This window comes from Pseudomonas sp. zbq_18 (assembly GCF_043102245.1).
GTDB lineage: Bacteria > Pseudomonadota > Gammaproteobacteria > Pseudomonadales > Pseudomonadaceae > Aquipseudomonas.
The window spans coordinates 39,221-59,156 of the sequence record NZ_JBICIT010000008.1 but is presented as its reverse complement, the minus strand read 5'-3'; the positions used below and the strand labels follow the sequence as shown (position 1 = coordinate 59,156).

15 protein-coding genes are annotated in these 19,936 nt (G+C 64.4%); 1 reads left to right on the top strand and 14 read right to left on the bottom strand.

The genetic code is table 11. The features are described 5' to 3' along the window. Window positions 1-7: 7 nt before the first annotated feature. The 13 genes from alaS to grxD all read right to left on the bottom strand — a co-directional run bounded on the left by alaS (window position 8) and on the right by grxD (window position 16,830). Window positions 8-2,632 (bottom strand): alanine--tRNA ligase, encoded by a 2,625-nt coding sequence (gene alaS, locus ACF8C6_RS05660; protein WP_392498398.1) that lies wholly within the window; start codon window positions 2,630-2,632, stop codon window positions 8-10. 184 nt (window positions 2,633-2,816) lie between these two features. Further along, window positions 2,817-3,809 carry a succinylglutamate desuccinylase gene (gene astE, locus ACF8C6_RS05655; RefSeq protein ID WP_392498397.1) on the bottom strand — a complete coding sequence of 331 codons (993 nt, stop codon included), beginning with the start codon at window positions 3,807-3,809 and terminating at the stop codon, window positions 2,817-2,819. A gap of 9 nt (window positions 3,810-3,818) precedes the next feature. Beyond that, window positions 3,819-4,103: a topoisomerase II gene (locus ACF8C6_RS05650; protein WP_277688982.1), complete on the bottom strand. Its 285-nt coding sequence runs from the start codon at window positions 4,101-4,103 to the stop codon at window positions 3,819-3,821. An 11-nt stretch (window positions 4,104-4,114) separates the two neighbouring features. Further along, window positions 4,115-5,461, bottom strand: a complete 1,347-nt coding sequence (astB, locus tag ACF8C6_RS05645; RefSeq protein ID WP_392498395.1) for an N-succinylarginine dihydrolase — start codon at window positions 5,459-5,461, stop codon at window positions 4,115-4,117. Further along, window positions 5,461-6,924 (bottom strand): succinylglutamate-semialdehyde dehydrogenase, encoded by a 1,464-nt coding sequence (astD, locus tag ACF8C6_RS05640; RefSeq protein WP_392498394.1) that lies wholly within the window; start codon window positions 6,922-6,924, stop codon window positions 5,461-5,463. The genes astB and astD overlap by 1 nt, the downstream gene beginning before the upstream one ends. Then, complete coding sequence (gene astA / locus ACF8C6_RS05635) at window positions 6,921-7,946, bottom strand: arginine N-succinyltransferase (RefSeq protein WP_392498393.1); 1,026 nt, start codon at window positions 7,944-7,946, stop codon at window positions 6,921-6,923. The genes astD and astA overlap by 4 nt, the downstream gene beginning before the upstream one ends. Window positions 7,947-8,042: 96 nt before the next feature. Next, window positions 8,043-9,059 (bottom strand): arginine/ornithine succinyltransferase subunit alpha, encoded by a 1,017-nt coding sequence (aruF, locus tag ACF8C6_RS05630; RefSeq protein ID WP_392498392.1) that lies wholly within the window; start codon window positions 9,057-9,059, stop codon window positions 8,043-8,045. A 173-nt stretch (window positions 9,060-9,232) separates the two neighbouring features. Beyond that, the gene (locus ACF8C6_RS05625) at window positions 9,233-10,453 is read right to left on the bottom strand and encodes an aspartate aminotransferase family protein (protein WP_392498391.1); all 1,221 of its coding nucleotides are present in this window, start codon (window positions 10,451-10,453) and stop codon (window positions 9,233-9,235) included. A 1,333-nt stretch (window positions 10,454-11,786) separates the two neighbouring features. Continuing rightward, window positions 11,787-12,590 carry a transglutaminase N-terminal domain-containing protein gene (locus ACF8C6_RS05620; RefSeq protein ID WP_392498390.1) on the bottom strand — a complete coding sequence of 268 codons (804 nt, stop codon included), beginning with the start codon at window positions 12,588-12,590 and terminating at the stop codon, window positions 11,787-11,789. Continuing rightward, window positions 12,587-13,537, bottom strand: a complete 951-nt coding sequence (locus tag ACF8C6_RS05615) for an alpha-E domain-containing protein (RefSeq protein ID WP_277688989.1) — start codon at window positions 13,535-13,537, stop codon at window positions 12,587-12,589. The genes ACF8C6_RS05620 and ACF8C6_RS05615 overlap by 4 nt, the downstream gene beginning before the upstream one ends. An 11-nt stretch (window positions 13,538-13,548) precedes the next feature. After that, window positions 13,549-14,958, bottom strand: a complete 1,410-nt coding sequence (locus ACF8C6_RS05610) for a circularly permuted type 2 ATP-grasp protein (protein ID WP_392498388.1) — start codon at window positions 14,956-14,958, stop codon at window positions 13,549-13,551. 553 nt (window positions 14,959-15,511) lie between these two features. Then, a complete protein-coding gene (locus ACF8C6_RS05605; RefSeq protein ID WP_277688991.1) occupies window positions 15,512-16,243 on the bottom strand; it encodes a type 1 glutamine amidotransferase in 732 nt (243 codons plus the stop codon). Window positions 16,244-16,500: 257 nt separating this feature from the next. Then, complete coding sequence (gene grxD / locus ACF8C6_RS05600; RefSeq protein WP_277688992.1) at window positions 16,501-16,830, bottom strand: Grx4 family monothiol glutaredoxin; 330 nt, start codon at window positions 16,828-16,830, stop codon at window positions 16,501-16,503. 181 nt (window positions 16,831-17,011) lie between these two features. On the opposite strand from grxD, the gene ACF8C6_RS05595 reads away from it, so the two are divergent. Next, window positions 17,012-17,746: an ABC transporter substrate-binding protein gene (locus tag ACF8C6_RS05595; protein ID WP_277688993.1), complete on the top strand. Its 735-nt coding sequence runs from the start codon at window positions 17,012-17,014 to the stop codon at window positions 17,744-17,746. Here ACF8C6_RS05595 and ACF8C6_RS05590 read toward each other — a convergent pair. Then, window positions 17,743-19,851, bottom strand: coding sequence for a molybdopterin oxidoreductase family protein (locus ACF8C6_RS05590; protein ID WP_392498386.1), 2,109 nt, complete (start codon window positions 19,849-19,851; stop codon window positions 17,743-17,745). The two genes, ACF8C6_RS05595 and ACF8C6_RS05590, sit on opposite strands and share 4 nt — an antisense overlap. Window positions 19,852-19,936: the final 85 nt, after the last annotated feature.

Genomic DNA, 19,936 nt, shown 5'->3' with positions numbered 1-19,936 from the left:
ATCAACCTTACAGCGCGCCGTCGACGAAGCTGGCGGCCAGCGCCAGCGCTTCATCCAGCTTGCCGGCGTCGGTGCCGCCGCCCTGGGCCATGTCCGGGCGTCCACCGCCCTTGCCGCCCACAGCCGCTGCCGCCTGCTTCATCAGATCACCCGCCTTGAGCTTGGCGGTCAGGTCCTGGGTAACACCAGCAACCAGCACAACCTTGTCTTCGAACACACCGCCCAGGAGGATCACCGCGCTCCCCAGCTTGTTCTTCAGCTGATCGACCATCGCCAGCAGAGCTTTGCCGTCCAGGCCATCGAGACGCGAAGCGAGCACCTTGACGCCCTTGACGTCGACCGCCGCGCCGGCCAGATCGTTGCCCGCCGCACTGGCAGCCTTGGCCTTGAGCTGCTCCAGCTCCTTCTCCAGCTGACGGTTGCGCTCGATCAGCGCGGACAGCTTGTCCAGTACATTGTCGCGACTGCCCTTGACCAGGCTGGCCGCTTCCTTGAGTTGCTCCTCGGCACCATTGAGCCAAGCCAGCGCGGCAGCGCCGGTGACTGCCTCGATACGGCGCACGCCCGCCGCCACACCACCTTCACTGGTGATCTTGAGCAGACCAATGTCGCCGGTGCGCGACACGTGAGTACCGCCGCACAGCTCGACGGAGAAACCGCCGCCCATGGTCAGCACGCGTACGTCGTCGCCATACTTCTCGCCGAACAGCGCCATGGCACCCTTGGCCTTGGCGGTCTCGATATCGGTTTCCTCGGTCTCAACCATGGAGTTCTTGCGAATCTCGGCGTTGACCAGATCTTCCAATGCTTTCAGCTGCTCAGGCTTGATCGCCTCGAAGTGGCTGAAGTCGAAGCGCAGGCGCTGGCTGTCGACCAGCGAGCCTTTCTGCTGGACGTGCTCGCCGAGCACCTGACGCAGCGCGGCATGCAGCAGGTGAGTTGCAGAGTGGTTCAGCGCAGTGGCCTGGCGTACCGAAGCATCCACCTCGGCCTTCAGCGAAGCTCCCACACTCAGCCCCCCCTTGGCGGCCACGCCGTGGTGCAGGAACGCACCGCCAGCCTTGGTGGTGTCGCGCACATCGAAGCGCACACCGGCGCTTTCCAGGTAGCCACAGTCACCGACCTGGCCGCCGGACTCGGCGTAGAACGGGGTCTGGTCCAGCACCACAACGCCCTCCTCGCCCTCGGCGAGACTGTCAACGGCGGCGCCAGCCTTGAACAGGGCAACGACCTTGCCGCTGGCACTGGTGCTGTCGTAGCCGAGGAAGCGGGTATCGCCGTCGACCTTGACCAGGCTGTTGTAGTCCATGCCGAAGGCGCTGGCGGAACGGGCACGCTCGCGCTGGGCCTCCATCTCGCGCTCGAAGCCTTCTTCGTCGAGGGTCAGTTCGCGCTCGCGGGCGATGTCGCCGGTCAGGTCGACCGGGAAGCCGTAGGTGTCGTACAGCTTGAACACGATGTCGCCCGGAATCACCGAACCCTGCAAGCCGGCCAGATCCTGCTCGAGAATCTTCAGGCCCTGCTCCAGGGTCTTGGCGAACTGTTCTTCCTCGGTTTTCAGCACACGCTCGATATGCGCCTGCTGCTGTTTCAGCTCGGGGAAGGCTTCGCCCATCTCGGCCACCAGCGCGGCGACGATCTGGTAGAAGAAGCTGCCCTTGGCGCCCAGCTTGTTGCCGTGACGGCAGGCGCGGCGCACGATGCGGCGCAGTACATAGCCGCGGCCTTCGTTGGACGGTGTCACGCCGTCGGCGATCAGGAAACCGCAGGAACGGATATGGTCGGCGACGACTTTCAGCGAGGCCTGGCCTTCGTTGGCGCAGCCGATGGCCTTGGCCGCGGCATTGAGCAGGCTCTGGAACAGGTCGATCTCGTAGTTGGAATTGACGTGCTGCAGCACGGCGCTGATGCGTTCAAGGCCCATGCCGGTGTCCACGCTCGGCGCCGGCAGCGGGTGCAGCACGCCGTCCGCAGTGCGGTTGAACTGCATGAACACGTTGTTCCAGATTTCGATGTAGCGGTCGCCGTCTTCTTCCGGCGAGCCGGGCGGGCCGCCCCAGATGTGCTCGCCGTGGTCGAAGAAGATTTCGGTGCACGGGCCGCACGGACCGGTATCGCCCATCGCCCAGAAGTTGTCGGAGGCGTACGGCGCCCCCTTGTTGTCGCCGATGCGGATCATGCGCTCGGCCGGGATGCCGACTTCCTTGTGCCAGATGTCGTAGGCCTCGTCATCGGTGGCGTAGACGGTGACCCAGAGTTTCTCTTTCGGCAGGTTCAGCCACTTGTCGCTGGTCAGGAACTCCCAGGCGTAGGTGATGGCGTCGCGCTTGAAATAGTCGCCGAAGCTGAAGTTACCCAGCATTTCGAAGAAGGTGTGGTGGCGCGCGGTGTAGCCGACGTTTTCCAGGTCGTTGTGCTTGCCACCGGCACGCACGCACTTCTGACTGGTGGTCGCGCGGGTGTAGGCACGCTTCTCCAGGCCGAGGAAGCAGTCCTTGAACTGGTTCATGCCGGCATTGGTGAACAGCAGGGTCGGGTCGTTCGCCGGAATCAGCGAACTGGAGGCAACGCGGGTGTGCCCCTTCTCTTCGAAGAAGCGGAGGAAGGCTTCACGGATTTCTGCGCTTTTCATCTATTTCATCCAGGCAAACGGCCGCACGGCTAACACCGGCAAAGGGCCGCATTATATCGGCCCCGCGCAGCATGGACAGCCCGTTTACAGGGAATTTGGATAGAAAACGACTATCAGGCCATGAGCCGGTCACGGGGCTAGCGGATCAAACCCGCCGGCCGCCCCTTCCGGCGAAAGCGAAGGATCAGAGGGTGGTGGGCACGATCAGAATGCCGGCACGCAGGCCGTTCTTCACCTTGGGGTTGGGGAAGATGATGCGCGCGCCCTCCTCCTCCACCAGCCAGCGGGTACCGGCAATGTCCTCGGCCAGTAAAAAGCCAGGCTCCAGCTCGGTGAAGTTCTCGATATCGGCCGGCAGATGCAGCTGGAAAGCGTCGCTGTGCTTGATGACCTCGCGGGCCACAGCAAACAGCTGCAGCCCCTCCAGCGACTCGGTCTCCGGCTCGCACTGCTCCACCAGCTGACGCAGACGGGCTTCCAGCAAGTCGAGGTTGACCGCTTCGTTCTGCCCGAACGGCCGCGCCTTGCCCAGCTCCAGGGTGAAAGCCTCGGCGCCCAGGCGCGCGTAGGTGTATGAGCTGAAGGTGATGCCGGTCTTGCGCTGCAGCAGCACGGCGTCGATGCCGGCGGCGTTGAGGCGGGCCAGCTCGGCGCGCGAATGCTGGCGGCCTTCGACATAGGGATACAGGGCGAACTGCTCGATCTTCGAGCCACGAATGGCCGTATGCAGGTCGTAATGCAAACGCGCCCGGCCTTCCTTGCAGAAGAAAGACGCCGCATAACGTTCCAGCTCGTTGGCGCGCAGCGCCTCGAAACCGCTGCTCTGCTCATGACGCCCATCGAACAGGCGATTGATATCCTGCTCCACGTAACGCTCGCCGCGGCGCATGGCCTCCGGATTGCCGAACAGAAACAGCATGCGCACCTTCGGTAGCAGTTCGCCGGAGGCGATGGCCTGCAGCAGGCGATCGAGCAACTCGATCGGCGCCGTTTCGTTGCCGTGGATGCCGGCCGACAACAGCAGGTCGAGACCGCTGTCGTCGTTGCTGGCGGGCGTCACTTCCAGTGCACCCTCGCCCAGCCAGTGCAGGCGCGCGCCCTCGCGGGTCAGCTGAATCTTCTCGGTCGGCTCGCGGCCGGCCAGGGTCAGTTCGAGCAGTTTGCCGAGGGCGAGCATGGGGTCACCTCAATGTTTGCAGTCGGGACCATGCACATGGTCATCGTCGTCGCCCGCCAGATCGGCCGGCTCCATCTCCAGCTGCAGGCCGACCAGATTGGTGGCCTGCGGGCGCAGCAGCAGATTGGCGTACTCGGTATCGCCCTCTTCCACGTCGACGCCGATCAACAGCTGATCACCGACGGCCTGGATCCACACTTCCTTGCCCTGCCAGACCACGGCGAAGCGGGTGCAGGAGGTTTCCAGCTGGGTGCCGTCGGTATCTTCGAGAATCAGTTGCAGGGCTTCGGACATGTTCAGTGCTCTCAGGCGAGTTGGAAAGGATAGACGGAGCCCAGTTTAAGGATCTGCGTCAGTTCATCCAATGCCGTCCGGCACTCAATCAGCAGTTGCGGGTCGGCCAGATCGCTTTCCGCCAGGCGATCGCGGTAATGCTTGTCGACCCAGGTGTTGAGGGTGGTGAACAGTTCGGGGGTCATCACCACGCCCGGGTTGACCGCCGCGAACTCCTCTTCCTTGAGCGCCACGCGCAGGCGCAGGCAGGCAGGCCCTCCACCGTTCTGCATGCTCTGCTTGAGGTCGAACACCTTCACTTCGCGGATCGGACCGTTGCCGCTGGTCAGCTCGTTCAGGTAGTTCCACACATTGGCATTGTTGCGGCACTCCTCCGGCACGATCAGCAGCATGCTGCCATCGGCGCGGGTCAGCAGCTGGCTGTTGAACAGGTAGGACTTGACCGCGTCCTCCACGCTCACCGCGCTGGCCGGCACGCGCACGGCCTGGAAGTTGCCGCCGCGGCGGGCCAGCTTGTCGCCCAACTCGGCCAATACCTTGTCGGTGTCGAGGAAGGCATCCTGGTGATAGAACAGCACTTCACCGTTGCCCACCGAGATCACGTCGTTGTGGAACACGCCCTGGTCGATCACCGCCGGGTTCTGCTGGGCATAGACCACGCCCTCGTCACCCAGGCCGTGCAGGCGGGCCACCGCCTGGCAGGCTTCCAGGGTCTGCCGCGCCGGGTAGCGCTGCGGCGCCGGGAAGCGGCTGTCGAAGGCGCTGCGGCCGAACACGAAGAACTCCACGCCGGCCTCACCGTAGTTCTTGCAGAAGCGCGTGTGGTTGGCCGCACCCTCGTCACCGAACTGGCCTACCGCCGGCAGCGCGGCGTGATGGGCGAAGTGCGCTTCGTTGTTGAACATGGCGCGCAACACGCGGCTGGTGGTCGGATGCTCGATCGAGCGATGGAACTTGCAGTTGAGGTTGGCGGCGGTGAAATGCACGCGACCATCCGCCGTGTCGGCGCTGGGGCTGACGGTGCAGGAGTTGGCGGTCCACATGCTCGACGCAGAGCTGCAGGCGGCCAGCAGCGGCATGGCCTCCTTGGCGGCTTTGGCGATCACTTCGGCATCGCTGCCGGTGAAGCCCAGGCTGCGCAGCGCGGCGACGTCCTGGCGCTCCTGCGGGGCGAACACGCCCTGCTTGAAGCCCATGTCCATCAGCGCCTTCATCTTGCCCAGACCCTGCTTGGCCGCTTCCTTGGGGTTGGAGACCGCCTGGCTGTTGCTCTGCGACGCCACGTTGCCGTAGGACAGGCCACCGTAGTTGTGGGTCGGGCCGACCAGGCCGTCGAAGTTCATTTCATAGGCGGACATCACAGACTCACTCCCGGGGTCAGGGTGGCGGGCAGGCTCAGGGTTTCACTTTCCAGCGAGGCGACCGGGTAGGCGCAATAGTCGGCCGCGTAATAGGCGCTGGCGCGATGGTTGCCGGAGGCCCCCACACCGCCGAACGGCGCGCTGCTGGCGGCGCCGGTCAGCTGCTTGTTCCAGTTGACGATGCCGGCGCGGCTCTCGATCAGGAACTGCTGGTAGCGCTCGGCCGAATCGGACAGCAGACCGGCGGCCAGGCCGTACTGGGTATTGTTGGCCTCGGCGATCGCAGCGTCGAAGCCGTCGTAGCGGATCACCTGCAGCAGCGGGCCGAAGAATTCCTCGTCCACGCGCTCGGCAACCTGGGTCACGTCGACGATGCCCGGCGTCAGCAGCGCGGCGTTCGGCACCGGCTGGATCATCTGCAGCAGCACCTCGGCGCCCTTCTCCAGCAGATGCTGCTGCGCCTTGAGCAGGTGCTCGGCGGCCTGCAGCGAGATCACCGAGCCCATGAACGGCGCCGGCTGCTCATCGAAGGCACCGACCTTGATGGTCGAGGCTACCGCCACCAGGCGCGCCAGCAGGGCATCGCCCCAGGCACCGACCGGCACCAGCAGGCGACGGGCGCAGGTGCAGCGCTGACCGGCAGAGATAAAGGCGGACTGGATGATGGTGTAAACAGCGGCATCCAGATCCTTGACCTCGTCCACCACCAGCGGGTTGTTGCCGCCCATCTCCAGCGCCAGGATCTTGTCCGGGCGGCCGGCGAACTGGCTGTGCAGCAGGTTGCCGGTGCGGCTGGAGCCGGTGAAGAACAGGCCATCGATGCCGGCACTGCCGGCCAGGGCCACGCCGGTCTCGCGGGCGCCCTGCACCAGGTTGAGCACGCCGGCCGGCAGACCGGCCTCGATCCAGCACTTGACCGTCAGTTCGGCGACCTTGGGGGTCAGCTCGCTGGGCTTGAACACCACCGCGTTACCGGCCAGCAGTGCCGGCACGATATGGCCGTTGGGCAGGTGGCCTGGGAAGTTGTAGGGGCCGAACACGGCGACCACGCCATGCGGCTTGTGGCGTAGCACGGCGGTGGCGTCGGCCAGCGGGCCGCTCTTCTCGCCGGTACGCTCGCGGTAGCTCTGAATGGAGATGGCGACCTTGTTGACCATGCTGGTCACCTCGGTGGCGGACTCCCACAGCGGCTTGCCGGTCTCCTCGCCGATGGTGCGGGCCAGTTCGTCACTGTGTGCCTTGAGAGTGGCGGCGAACTGCTCGAGCACGGCGATGCGCTCGTCGAGCGAACGGCGCGCCCAGGCCGGGAAAGCGGCGCGGGCGGCGGCCACGGCCTGCTCGACCTGCGCAGCACTGGCGCCCAGGCCACTCCACACGGCTTCCTGCGAGACCGGATTGAGCGAATCGAAGGCCTCGCCCTGCCCTGCCTGCCAACTGCCGGCGATGTAATGGGTGGTCATTGCTTGCTCTCCTTGGCCGACAGCGGCACGGCACGCACCTGGCTGCCGGCGCTCAGCTGCAGGCGCTTGGCGGTCAGCGGGTCGACCACCAGGGTGCCCGCAGCGGCACGCGCCGGCGCGGCGGTGATGCGGCAGTCTTCGCGCTTGCGGTTGTGAATCAGATAGGGGATGGCGTCTTCGCCCGGAGTGCCGATGGCCAGTACCAGGGTCTGGCTGTCGCGCACGGCGCGAATCTTGTCGGTTTCCACCTCGATGGCCGGACCGGCATCGAAGATGTCGACATAGCCCTGGTAGCTGAAGCCCTCGCCCTTGAGCATGGCCAGCGCCGGCTCGGTATCGGGGTGCACCTGACCGATCACGGCACGCGCCGCCTCGGACAGGAAGCAGGTGTAGAGCGGAAACTTGGGCATCAGCTCGGCGATGAACGCCTTGTTGCCGACGCCGGTGAGGTAATCGGCCTGGCCGAATTCCATCTTGAAGAAGTGCCTGCCCAGGCTGTCCCAGAACGGCGAGCGCCCCTGCGCGTCGGACATGCCGCGCATTTCGGCGATCACCTTGTTGCCGAACAGCTCGCGGAACTCGGCGATGAACAGCATGCGCGCCTTGGACAACAGGCGACCATTGAGGCCGGTGCGATGATCGGCATGCAGGAACAGCGAGCACAACTCGGAGTTGCCGGTCAGGTCGTTAGCCAGAAACAGCGTGGGAATCTCGCGGTGGATCTTCAGCTCCTGCGAGGCGCTGACGGTCAGGCCGACCCGGTAGTTGTACCAGGGCTCGCGCAGGCCGACAGCGCCGGCCACGGCGGAGATGCCGACGACCTTGCCGTCGTCGTCTTCCAGGACGAACAGGTAGTCGGCGTCGGCGCGCTCGACCTCGCCATTGAAGGTCTTTTCCGCCCAGCCGACCCGGTGCGTCAGGCGCGCCTCGTTGGCCGGCAGCGTGGTCAGACCTGTGCCAGTACTGCGGGCCAGGTCGATCAGCGCCGGCAGATCGGTACTACGGACGGGACGAACGATCATAAATCCTCCAGAGTTATCCCCACTTGCGGGGACCGAGGGAGCCCCCTCATGCAGCCCTGCTGGGCCACCTTCTCCCGGGGAGAAGGCGTGAATGCGTTAAACCGCGACCAACCGGACGCTGGCACCTTCGCCGACACTCAGGGCCTCGGCCGCCTCGGCGCTGAGGGTCACCGGCTTGCCGGGCACCCAGTCGAGGTCGGCGATGATGGCGCGAAAATCCTGCAACTGGCCGTTGCTCACCAGGTACTGGCGGCCGCCCTTGGTCGGCTCACCGATGCGCACCGGCACCACCCGGCTCTGGGCGATGGAACGGATACCGGACGTGCGCGCGTGCAGGGTCGGGCCGCCATCGAAGATGTCGATGTAGTGGTCGGTTTCGAAGCCTTCGCGCATCAGGATGTCGAAGGTGATCTGCGCGCGTGGATGCACCTGGCCCATGGCTTCCTGGGCGCTGTCCGGCAGCAGCGGCACGTAGATCGGGTAATGCGGCATCAGCTCGGCGAGGAAGGTGCGGCTCTTCAGGCCGCACAGGCGCTCGGCCTCGGCGTAGTTCATGTCGAAGAAGTTGCGCCCGACCGCATCCCAGAACGGCGAGTCGCCCTGCTCGTCGCTGTGGCCGACGATCTCCACCACCACCGCATCGGCGAAGCGCTCCGGCTGGCCGGCCATGAACAGCAGACGGCCGCGGGAATTGAGCTCGGCGTACGGGCTGTCGACCAGGTCGCGCTGCACATAGAAGCTGGTCAGCAGGCTGTTGCCGGTCAGGTCGTGGCACAGCGAGAGGACGTGAATCTTGTTGTGGATCTTCAGCTCGCGGGCGGCGTGCACGAAGGTCTCGTTGCGGAAGCTGTAGAAAGGCTCCGAGTAACCCGCCGAGGCGACGATGGCCGAGCAGCCGACCAGCTTGCCGCTGGCGCTGTCTTCGAGGACGAAGAAGTAGCTCTCCTCGCCATTGAAGCTGACCTCGGCGGCAAAGGAGGCCTCCGACGCCGCGATCTTATCGCGCAGGCGATTGGCGTCATCCGGCAGCGACGTCACGCCCACCGGGCTGTCCGCCGCCAGACGCTGCACTTCGGCAAGGTCGGACATTTGCGCGGGGCGCATCACCAGCATGACGTTACTCCTCTCCCGGAACCGCGCTCCGCACACCGGAGCGACCTCGAATAAAAGCCCCAGAGGGCTTGGGGACGCCCGTCTGGAGAAAGACCGGAACCACTGTCCGATCACGCATGGAGCTGCTCATCCTGAGAATAGAGGCGGCGCGTCCTGCGCCGCCCGGCAGGGCATCAGCCCTGGACAACCTTGGCAACGGCGCGCTCGAAGCGATCCAGGCCTTCGCGAATGTCGGCATCCTCAACCACCAGACTGGGGGCGAAGCGCACGGTGTCCGGACCGGCCTGCAGCACCATCACGCCTTCGGCGGCGGCAGCATCCAGCACGACCTTGGCCTTGCCTTTCCAGGCATCGCTCAGGGCGCAACCCAGCAGCAGACCGAGGCCACGAACCTCGCTGAACACGCCGTACTGTTCGCCAATCGCCTGCAGGCGCTGCTTGAACTGCGCATGCTTGGCCTTGACGCCGCTCAGCACTTCCGGGGTGTTGACCACATCCAGCACGGCCTCGGCGACGGCGCAGGCCAGCGGATTGCCGCCGTAGGTGGTGCCGTGGGTACCGACAGCCAGGTGCTTGGCCAGCTCGGTGGTGGTGAGCATGGCGCCGATGGGGAAACCACCGCCCAGGCTCTTGGCGCTGGACAGGATGTCCGGCGTCACACCGTAATTGATGTAGGCGAACAGCTCGCCGGTACGCCCCATGCCACTCTGCACTTCATCAAACACCAGCAGCGCGTTGTGCTCGTCGCACAGCTTGCGGGCGCCTTCGAGATAGGCCTTGTCGGCCGGCAGCACACCACCCTCGCCCTGGATCGGCTCCAGCACCACGGCGCAGGTCTTGTCGGAAATGGCCGCTTTCAGCGCATCCAGATCGTTGTAAGGGATGTGGGTAATGCCCTGGATCTTCGGGCCGAAGCCATCGGAGTACTTGGGCTGACCACCGACACTGACGGTGAACAGGGTACGACCGTGGAAGCTGTTGAGCGCGGCGATGATTTCGCACTTCTCAGGACCGAAACGGTCATGGGCAACGCGACGGGCCAGCTTGAAGGCAGCCTCGTTGGCCTCGGCGCCGGAGTTGCAGAAGAACACGCGCTCGGCAAAGGTGGCATTCACCAGCTTGTGGGCCAGACGCAGGGTCGGCTCGTTGGTGAACACATTGGAAACGTGCCACAGGGTGTTGGCCTGCTCGGTCAGCGCCTTGACCAGCGCCGGATGGCAATGGCCCAGCGAGTTGACCGCGATGCCGCCGGCGAAATCGATCAGCTCGCGACCGCTCTGATCCCACACTCGGGAACCCTGGCCACGCACCGGAATGAAGGCGGCGGGAGAGTAGTTGGGAACCAGATACTGGTCGAAATCGGCGCGTTGCACCGGATCGTGCTGAACGGACATCGAAGCTTTCTCCTGAACAAGGAACACCGCACTCATGGCAGGTGATGGAAGGATTGTAGGGGCTGACCGGGGGACCGCATTGCCGCCATGCGACAACTTCTTACAGCGGCAACCCGCGAATTTCCTGGGCTTTCGGCAATGCGACAGAAAGCTCCGGAATTGCGCAGTTTAAACGGAGCGCGGGCGAATCGGGGCATTTCGCTGCCTCGACAAAATCCGCTTGTAAACCAGCATCTGGCCTTGCGACGGACGCCCCAGGGTGCTGGCTACATCACTTGAACCCACTCGATGGTTTTCCTCAGTACAGGACTAAAGATTGCGCCTCGCACAGTGCCTTACTTTGGCTTGTCGCACTTCCCTGCCGGGTTGAGGCGCAAAGCACCGCAGCCCAGCGACCAGCCATGTTGGGCTTCGCGATGCTCAGCCCAACCTACGTACTTTCTTCACAAACTAGATGCTCGCAGCAAGTAGCCTTAATACTGGCAGGATGGACAGCACTCTGCCTTTCCATCTCCGGAGCGACGCTAGACTTTCTGAATATCTGGAGTTTCGCCTTGCGCCCTTACGGCGCCTCACTTTTCTTTGTTTGCGCAAAGAAAAGTAAGCAAAAGAAAGCGCACCCCGACATCCGGGTCTGGCCTGCGGCCAGACTCCCCTCCTTCCGGTGCCGCTCCGGGGGCCGGCTTACAAGGGCCTTCCATGGCCCTTTAAGCCTCTCGCCGCATCCATGCGGCTCGTCCCCCTGCGCAACACCTCCACTCGGCCTACTGACGGGGACTCAGGCCCCGAGCTGCCTGGTAGTTTTTCTGGGCGCTTCGCGTATTGATCGTTCCCACGCTCTGCGTGGGAATGCAGCCGTTGGCGCTCTGCTCCAGTCGTGGGTTTGCGCTGGCCTCTCTGTGACGCAGAGCGTCACGGGATGGGTTCCCACGCGGAGCGTGGGAACCATCAGGAGGGACTCAAATCTTTCAGGCAGCGCCAAACGCCCCTTCAGGAGGGTGAGCGGAATCGTTGCGTAGAGGGGTGAGCCGCATGGATGCGGCGAGAGGCTTAAAGGGCCAGGGACGGCCCTTGTAAGCCGACCCTCGGAGCAGCGATGGAGCGAACGAACCCGGAGCGAAGCGGAGGGGCGTATGGCAGGGCCGGCCATCCGGGCGACTGCCAAAAGGAACCCGCCCAGCAGGGCGGAACAGATGCATCAACAAACCCGAAAACGAGCAGCGGCAAGAAACCAACAACATCAGGTCAACGCACAGGACATCAGTCCCTCACCCCTGCCCCTCTCCCACAGGGAGAGGGGGTTAAGAAAGAAGCGCGCTCCGCGCGCCACACCTCACTGCTGTTGTTGCTGCGTCTGCATCAACGCCGCCACATTGACCCGCGCATGCATCTGCTCACCCCCGCCCCCCCGGCGCATCCCCCGAACCGGGCAGGCATCCAGGTAATCGAGGCCCACCGCCAATTTCAAATGCCGTTCCGGCCTTGCCAACTGGTTGGTCACATCAAAGCTGTACCAGCCATCCCCCAGCCAGGCCTCGGCCCAGGCATGGCTGGCCAGGTGCCCGCTGTCCTCGGTGTACAGGTAGCCCGACACATAGCGCGACGGCACCCCCAGGCTGCGTGCGCAGGCGAGAAAGGCATGGGTATGGTCCTGGCACACCCCGGCGCGGCCGGCAAAGGCTTCGGCGGCGGTGCTGTCCACCTGGGTCGCTCCCGGGGTGTAAGGCATCTGCTCGTGCAGGCCATGCATGAGCGCGACCAGACCGTCACGATCGCGGCGCCCGCCGCTGCCGGTTTCGGCGAAGTGGCGCAGGGCGTCGTCCGACTGGGTCAGACGGGTGAAGCGCAGGTAGGGCAAGGGCGAACGAGTGTCCTTTTCCGACTCGCAGCGCGAGTCGATCTCCACCTGGCCACGGGCGCCGATCACCAGCGCCTCGTGTGGCTCGTCCAGGGTCAGCACATGCAGGATGTTGCCGTAGGGGTCGCGCTGGGCCCGCACCGGTCGCGGCAGGTCGAGGCGCCAGCTGATCACGTGCTGGCGCGCGCTGTCCTGGGGCGTCAGGCGCAGGTACTGGATGCTCGCGCGCACCTGGTCGTCGTAGTTATAGGTGGTGTCGTGGCGGATCGAGAGTCTCATACGACCTCCAGATAGGACGTGTGGATGGCGCTGCCCAACTGCCGAACGAGCAGGATGAAATCGGTAAGCCAGGTATGCAGGCCCTCGTCGAGCACCTCCTCGACACTGGTGTAGCGCAGGCGCGCATCCAGCTCGGCGGCCAGGCGCTGGGCCGGGCGACCGCTCTCGCCGGGCAAGCCGGAGAGCATCAGGTTCAGCTCCTCCATGCAGGCACGCAGCGAGCGCGGCACGTCGGGGCGCAGCAGCAGCAGTTCGGCGATCTTGTGGGTACGTGGCGAGCCGCGATAGATCTCGGTAAAGGCCTCGAACGAGGACAGCGCCCGCAGCAGCGCACTCCACTCGTAGTAGCCACGGGCCGAGGTGTCGCTGACCTCGTCGGCGGCCTCGCCGAGCATCTCGTAGCGCGCATCGAGCAGGCGCAGGGTGTTGTCGGCGCGCTCGATGAAGGTGCCCAGGCGAATGAAACGGTAGGCCTCGCCGCGCATGATGGTGCCGAAGGTGGCGCCACGGAACAGGTGCGAACGCTCCTTGACCCACTCGCAGAAGCGGCTGATGCCGTAGCGCCCCAGGCCTTCGGCGGCGATGCCGCGCATCTCCAGCCAGGTGGCGTTGATGTTCTCCCACATGTCGGCGGTGATTCGTCCGCGCACGGCGTGGGCGTTGGCCCGCGCGGCCTGCAGGCAGCAATAGATGCTCGCCGGGTTCTCCGCATCGAGGGCGAAGAAATGCAGCATGCGCTCGGCGTGCAGCTGGCCATGGCGGGTCAGGTATTCGTCCAGGGTGCCGGTGATCAGCAGAGGCAGGGCCAGTTCGTCGAGGCCATCGCCTCGGCCGTCGTGCGGCATCAGCGACAGTGAGTAGCTGACGTCGAGCATGCGCGCGAGGTTCTCGGCGCGTTCCAGATAACGCGACATCCAGTACAGATCGGAGGCAGTTCTCGAAAGCATGGCGATATTCCTTAGTCCTCGACCACCCAGGTGTCCTTGGTGCCGCCGCCTTGCGACGAGTTGACCACCAGCGAGCCCTCGCGCAGCGCCACGCGGGTCAGGCCGCCCGGCACCAGGCGGGTTTCGCGACCGGAAAGGACGAACGGACGCAGGTCGATATGCCGAGGCGCGATGCCGTTCTCGACGAAGGTCGGGCAGGTCGACAGGCTCAGGGTGGGCTGGGCGATATAGGCCTCGGGGCGGGCCTTGAGGCGGGCGCGGAAAGCCTCGATCTCGGCCTTGCTGGCGGCCGGACCGACCAGCATGCCGTAGCCACCGGAGCCCTGGGTTTCCTTGACCACTAGCTCGGGCAGGTTGGCCAGCACGTGGGACAGCTCCTCGGGCTTGCGGCACTGCCAGGTGGGCACGTTCTTGAGGATCGGCTCTTCGTCGAGGTAGAAGCGGATCATGTCGCCGACATAGGGGTAGATCGACTTGTCATCGGCCACCCCGGTGCCGACCGCGTTGGCCAGCACCACGTTGCCACTGCGGTAGGCCGCCAGCAGGCCGGGCACGCCGAGCATGGAGTCGGGATTGAAGGCCAGCGGGTCGAGGAAGGCATCGTCCAGGCGGCGGTAAATCACATCCACCGGCTGCGGGCCGGCGGTGGTGCGCATGTACACCTTGTCGTCACGCACGAACAGGTCGGCGCCCTCCACCAGTTCCACTCCCATTTCGCGGGCGAGGAAGGCGTGCTCGAAGTAGGCGCTGTTGAAGCGCCCCGGTGTCAGCACCACCACGCTGGGGTTGTCGATCGGACTGGAGCTTTTCAGGGTATCGAGCAGCAGGCTCGGGTAATGGTCGATGGGCGCCACACGCTGCATGGCAAACAGCTCGGGAAACAGCCGCATCATCATCTTGCGGTCTTCCAGCATATAGCTGACGCCGCTGGGCGTACGCAGGTTGTCTTCCAGCACATAGAACGTACCGTCGCCGTCGCGCACCAGATCGACCCCGGCGATGTGCGCGTAGATGTCGCGGTGCAGGTCGAGGCCCTGCATGGCCAGTTGGTAGCCTTCGTTGGCCAGCACCTGTTCGGCCGGAATGATGCCGGCCTTGAGGATGCGTTGGTCGTGGTAGAGGTCGGCGAGGAACATGTTCAGCGCCTGCACCCGCTGGATGCAGCCGGCCTCGACGATGCGCCATTCGCTGGCGGGGATACTGCGGGGGATGGTGTCGAAGGGGATCAGGCGCTCGGTGCCCTGCTCGTCCCCGTAGAGGGTGAAGGTGATGCCGGCCCGGTGGAACAGCAGATCGGCTTCACGACGACGCTGTGCCTGCAGCTCGGCCGGCGTATCCGCCAGCCAGCGGGCAAACTCCCGATAGTGCGAACGGACTGCACCGTTCGCGTCGTTCATCTCATCAAAAAAAGTGCGGGGCATGCCATGCTCCTTGTCACCCGGACAAGAGAGGCATCGCAAGGCTCGTGCCACGAAAACTTACTCTTATATTTCAATAACTTAAACAAATAAAAAACACACAACGCACCATCTTGGAGCGCTTTGCGAGACGCCAGAACGAGGCGCGCCCCAGCGCGTGGCAGATCGTCTATGGACGACATAGGTAGCTTCGATTTCATCGCGCATGGGCGTTTGGGCAGACTGCGCCACACCGAAGCAGTGGCTCATCAGGCCCGCTGTTTCGTAGATCGGCTCCCCCTTTGGCCGATCGCTCCTACAGGCCGCCCGACGTCGGGCGGTTTTTTTATGCCGAGTGGAAAGCCGGCGTGGTCTGTCACTGCGCTGTAGAAGGGACTGGACGGGACTCAGGCCGTGCAAAAGCCTCGCGACCCAGGCGGAGTGCCCCCTAGCACCTCCTAGAGAAGGCGCCGGGCCCAGACGACGAGCAGCGTGATTCTCATGAGAGCGGCCTCAGCCGCGATGCAGACGCGTAGAGCCCTTATCGCGGCTAAAGCCGCTCCCACTGGAGATGGGGCTAGACCGCGCAGGCTATCGCGGGCTCGCCAAAGGCCAGGTTGAGCCAGTGCCGGTAAAGCCCCTCTGCCACTCGGTTGAGGGCAGCGACCCGGCTGGGCAGGTCAGCCAGCATCTGGTTCAGACCCTGTTGGCTGGCCTGGGTCTCGTCGAGCAGATGCGACCAGTCGCGCAGCCAGCTTTCCACCACCTCGGCGGTGACCTCGGGATGGCCTTGCAGAGCCAGCACCTTGTCACCCCAGGAAAAGCCTTGGTTCGGGCACCATGGGCTGGACAGCAGCCACTGGGCGCCGTCCGGCAAGGCAAAGGTGTCGCCGTGCCACTGGAACACCGGGAACTCACGTGGCAGGTGGGCCAACCAGGGGCTGGGACTGTGCATGTCGCGCCTTACCAGCGGCTGCCAGCCGGCCTCGGTATAAGGCATGCGGTGCACGCTGGCACCCAGGGCGCGGGCAATCAGCTGGCCGCCCAGGCAGTGACCGATGATGGGGATGTCACGCTGGATGAAGTGCCGAATAGCGGCAACTTCTGCCTCTATCCAAGGCAATGGGTCGTTGACGCTCATCGGCCCGCCCATGATCGCCACCGCCCGCGGGCGATCCAGGTCATAGCCTTCAAGCTCGCCAAGGTCGGCGCGCAATACCGTGAAATCCAGCCGCTGAGCCTCAAGCACGGTGGCGAGGTGGCCCGGAGGACAATAATCGACGTGGGTCAGAATCAGAATGTCGGTCATGACTACTCTCCGTTGTCCGCTTGCCAAGGCAAGGCCCGTGCCGAAACACGGAGTACCTGATCTGGCGGACTTATTTTTTTCGAGCAGGCTAACCGAGGCAGGTACGCGCAGCCAAGACTAACGCGCCAGCTACCGATTGGCCGTGGCGGCGTACCTTCTTTATAGGGCCATGCCCCACTGGATCACGCCAAAAGCGCCAGCGTACAAACCAAAAAGCCGATGCAGATGCATCGGCTTTTTTGGCAGAGCGCGCGAGCTTATTCGGCCTTGGCTTTCTCGGCGGCGTCCTTGATCAGGGTCTGCAGCTCACCCTTCTCGAACATCTCGGTAAGGATGTCGCTACCGCCGACCAGCTCACCAGCCACCCACAGCTGCGGGAAAGTCGGCCAGTTGGCGTACTTGGGCAGGTTGGCGCGGATTTCCGGGTTCTGCAGGATGTCCACGTAGGCGAACTTCTCACCACAGGCCATCACCACTTGGGCGGCGCGGGAGGAAAAGCCGCACTGCGGAGCATTCGGCGAGCCCTTCATGTACAGCAGGATGGTGTTGTTGGCGATTTGCTCTTTGATGGTATCGATAATATCCACGACTCACCTCATCTGGACTTTTCCCCGGTCTGAGCCGGGCGCGGTGGCGGCGATTGTAACCGAAAAACCCAGCTGAAGGCTCGGGGATAGACGGCAGGTCTCTTGCCTGAGACGCGGACGAGAGTCTGCTTGCCAGTCAGGCACTAGACTGTCAGGGAATGGTGCGGGTGAGGGCAATTCGGTGAAGTGGCTGAAGCAAGTGGCGAGTCTGCTCTGCCTGGTGTGTGCTGCACAGCATGCTCAGGCAGAGACGTTTGAGGTGGGGTTCTATGACTACCCGCCGATGATGATCGAAGACGGCAAACGCGGCATTTATCAGGACATCCTCGATGAGCTGGCCAAGCTCACCGGCGACACCTTCAACGTGCAGTACTACCCCTACCCTCGCATCAGCCTGTTGTTCAACGAAGGCCAGCTCGACATCGAACCTGGGGTCTATCCCGGCTGGGTCAAGCACCAGGCAAAGCCAGGCATCTTCTCGGTGCCGTTCGGCAAGGTGGTGGATGTGCTGGTCTTCGCGCCGAACAAGGCATTTCCGGTCAAGCAGCCCGAAGACCTGCGCGGCAAATCGCTGGGCATGGTACGCGGCTACGCCTACCCCGAACTGCTGCCACTGATCAGTTCGGGGCAGCTCGACCGGCGCAACGCACTCAACGAGCAGCAGCTGCTTAGCATGCTGAGCAAGTCGCGCTTCGACCAGATTCTGATCAACAAGGCCGTGGCCCAGTACAACCTGCTAATGATCCCGCAATATCGTCAGTTGAAAATCGGCGACGTGGTCAGCTCCTACGATGTCAGCATGCGCGTGCACCCCAGGCACGCTGCCTGGCTGGACAGGCTGGATGCCGCCATCGTGCAACTCAAGCAACAAGGCACCATCGACAAGATCTATGCCCGCTATGGCGTACATCTCTAGGCCGCCTCGACCCTTACCGGCACGCCATTAAGCGCGGCATTGCCGGACACCGCATCCAGCTGACGCTCGTCGGTCAGGTCATTGGCACTGGCGCCGGGCTGGGCGCTGGCAATCCTCATCTGCACACCCGGACGAGCATGGCCCCAGCCGTGCGGCAGGCTGACCACGCCGGGCATCATCTCGTCGCTGGCCAGCGCTTCCACCTCGATCATGCCGACCCGCGACTGCACCCGCACACGCTGGCCATCGGCCAGGCCGCGTCCGGCCATATCATCCGGATGCATCAACAGCTGATGACGCGGCTTGCCCTTCACTAGACGCTGGTAGTTGTGCATCCAGGAGTTGTTGCTGCGCACATGACGGCGACCGATCAACACCAGTTCGTCCGCGGCCGGCTGTGGCTCGGCGGCGAAGCGCGCCAGGTCCGCGACCAGCAGCGCCGGCGCCGCCTCGATGGCCTTGGACTCGGTCTTCAACCGCGCCGCCAGGTTCGGCCTGAGCGGGCCCAGGTCGATGCCGTGCGGTGCCTCATTGAGCACGGCCAGGCTGAGTTTGTGCTCGGACTGGTCACCGTAGGGACCGGCGCGCAGGCCCATGTCGATCATCTGCGCCGGCGGCATGGTCGGCTTGAGTTCGGTGCCATTCTTCGCAGCGAACGCCTTGGCCAGGCCGACGAAGATCTCCCAGTCGTGCAGTGCCCCCTCGGGCTTGGCCAGTACCGGCGGGTTGAAGCGGGTGACGTTGCGCACGGCAAACACATTGAAGGTGGTGTCGTAGTGATCGTGCTCCAGCGGTGCAGTGGGCGGCAGGATCAGGTCGGCGTGGCGGGTGGTCTCGTTGATATAGAGATCGACCGAGACCATGAACTCCAGCCCATCAAGCGCCTGCTCCAGCTGGCGGCCGTTGGGTGTGGACAACACCGGGTTGCCGGCCACGCTGATCAGCGCCTTGATCTGCCCTTCGCCGGGCGTGAGCATCTCCTCGGCCAGGGCCGCCACCGGCAACTCGCCGCCGTATTCCGGCAAGCCGGACACACGGCTCTGCCAGACGTTGAAGTGGCCGCCGGAGGTATTCGCCACCAGGTCCACGGCCGGGCTGGTGCACAGCGTGCCGCCGACCCGGTCGAGGTTGCCGGTCACCAGGTTGATCAACTGGATCAGCCAATGGCACAGGCTGCCGTAGGCCTGGGTGGAGACGCCCATGCGTCCGTAGCACACCGCCGATTCGGCGCCGGCAAAGTCACGGGCCAGCTGGCGAATCTCAACCGCCGCAACGCCGCAACGCGCGGCCATGCTTTCGGCGGTAAAGGGTGCAATGGCTTGCTTGACCTGCTCCAGGCCATTGACCGGCAGCGGGCTCTCCCGCGTCAGTCCCTCTTCGAACAGAGTGTTGAGCAGCCCCAGCAGCAGCGCGGCATCGTTGCCCGGGCGCACGAACAGGTGCTGGTCGGCCATGGCCGCCGTCTCGCTTCGCCGCGGATCGACCACCACCAGCTTGCCGCCGCGTGCCTTGAGCGCCTTCAGGCGCTTTTCCACGTCCGGCACGGTCATGATGCTGCCATTGGAGGCCAGCGGGTTGCCACCGAGAATCAGCATGAACTGGGTGTGATCGATGTCCGGAATCGGCAGCAGCAAGCCATGGCCGTACATCAGATAGCTGGTCAGGTGGTGCGGCAGCTGGTCCACCGAGGTGGCGGAGAAACGGTTGCGCGTCTTCAGCTGGCCAAGGAAGTAGTTGCTGTGGGTCATCAGCCCATAGTTATGCACGCTGGGGTTGCCCTGGTACACGGCCACGGCATTCTTGCCATGCTCGGCCTGGATCGCACTCAGGCGCTCGGCGACCAGCTCGAAAGCCTCGTCCCAGCCAATCGGCTGCCACTGGCCATCGACCTTGCGCACGGGCTGGCGCAGGCGGTCCGGGTCGTTCTGGATATCTTGCAGGGCCACTGCCTTGGGGCAGATATGGCCACGGCTGAAACTGTCCTGGGCATCGCCCTTGATAGACAGGATCTGGCGGCTGCCGTCCTCATGGTCCTGGGTTTCGATGGTCAGGCCGCAGATGGCCTCACACAGGTGACAGGCACGGTGATGGAGGGTCTTGGTCATGGCCTAGCCTCTTTGTTCTTGTCCAAGACGACCGGTCGGGTCGCAATGGCAAGACTATGGAGGCTGGAGGGAGGGTTGGCCAGGG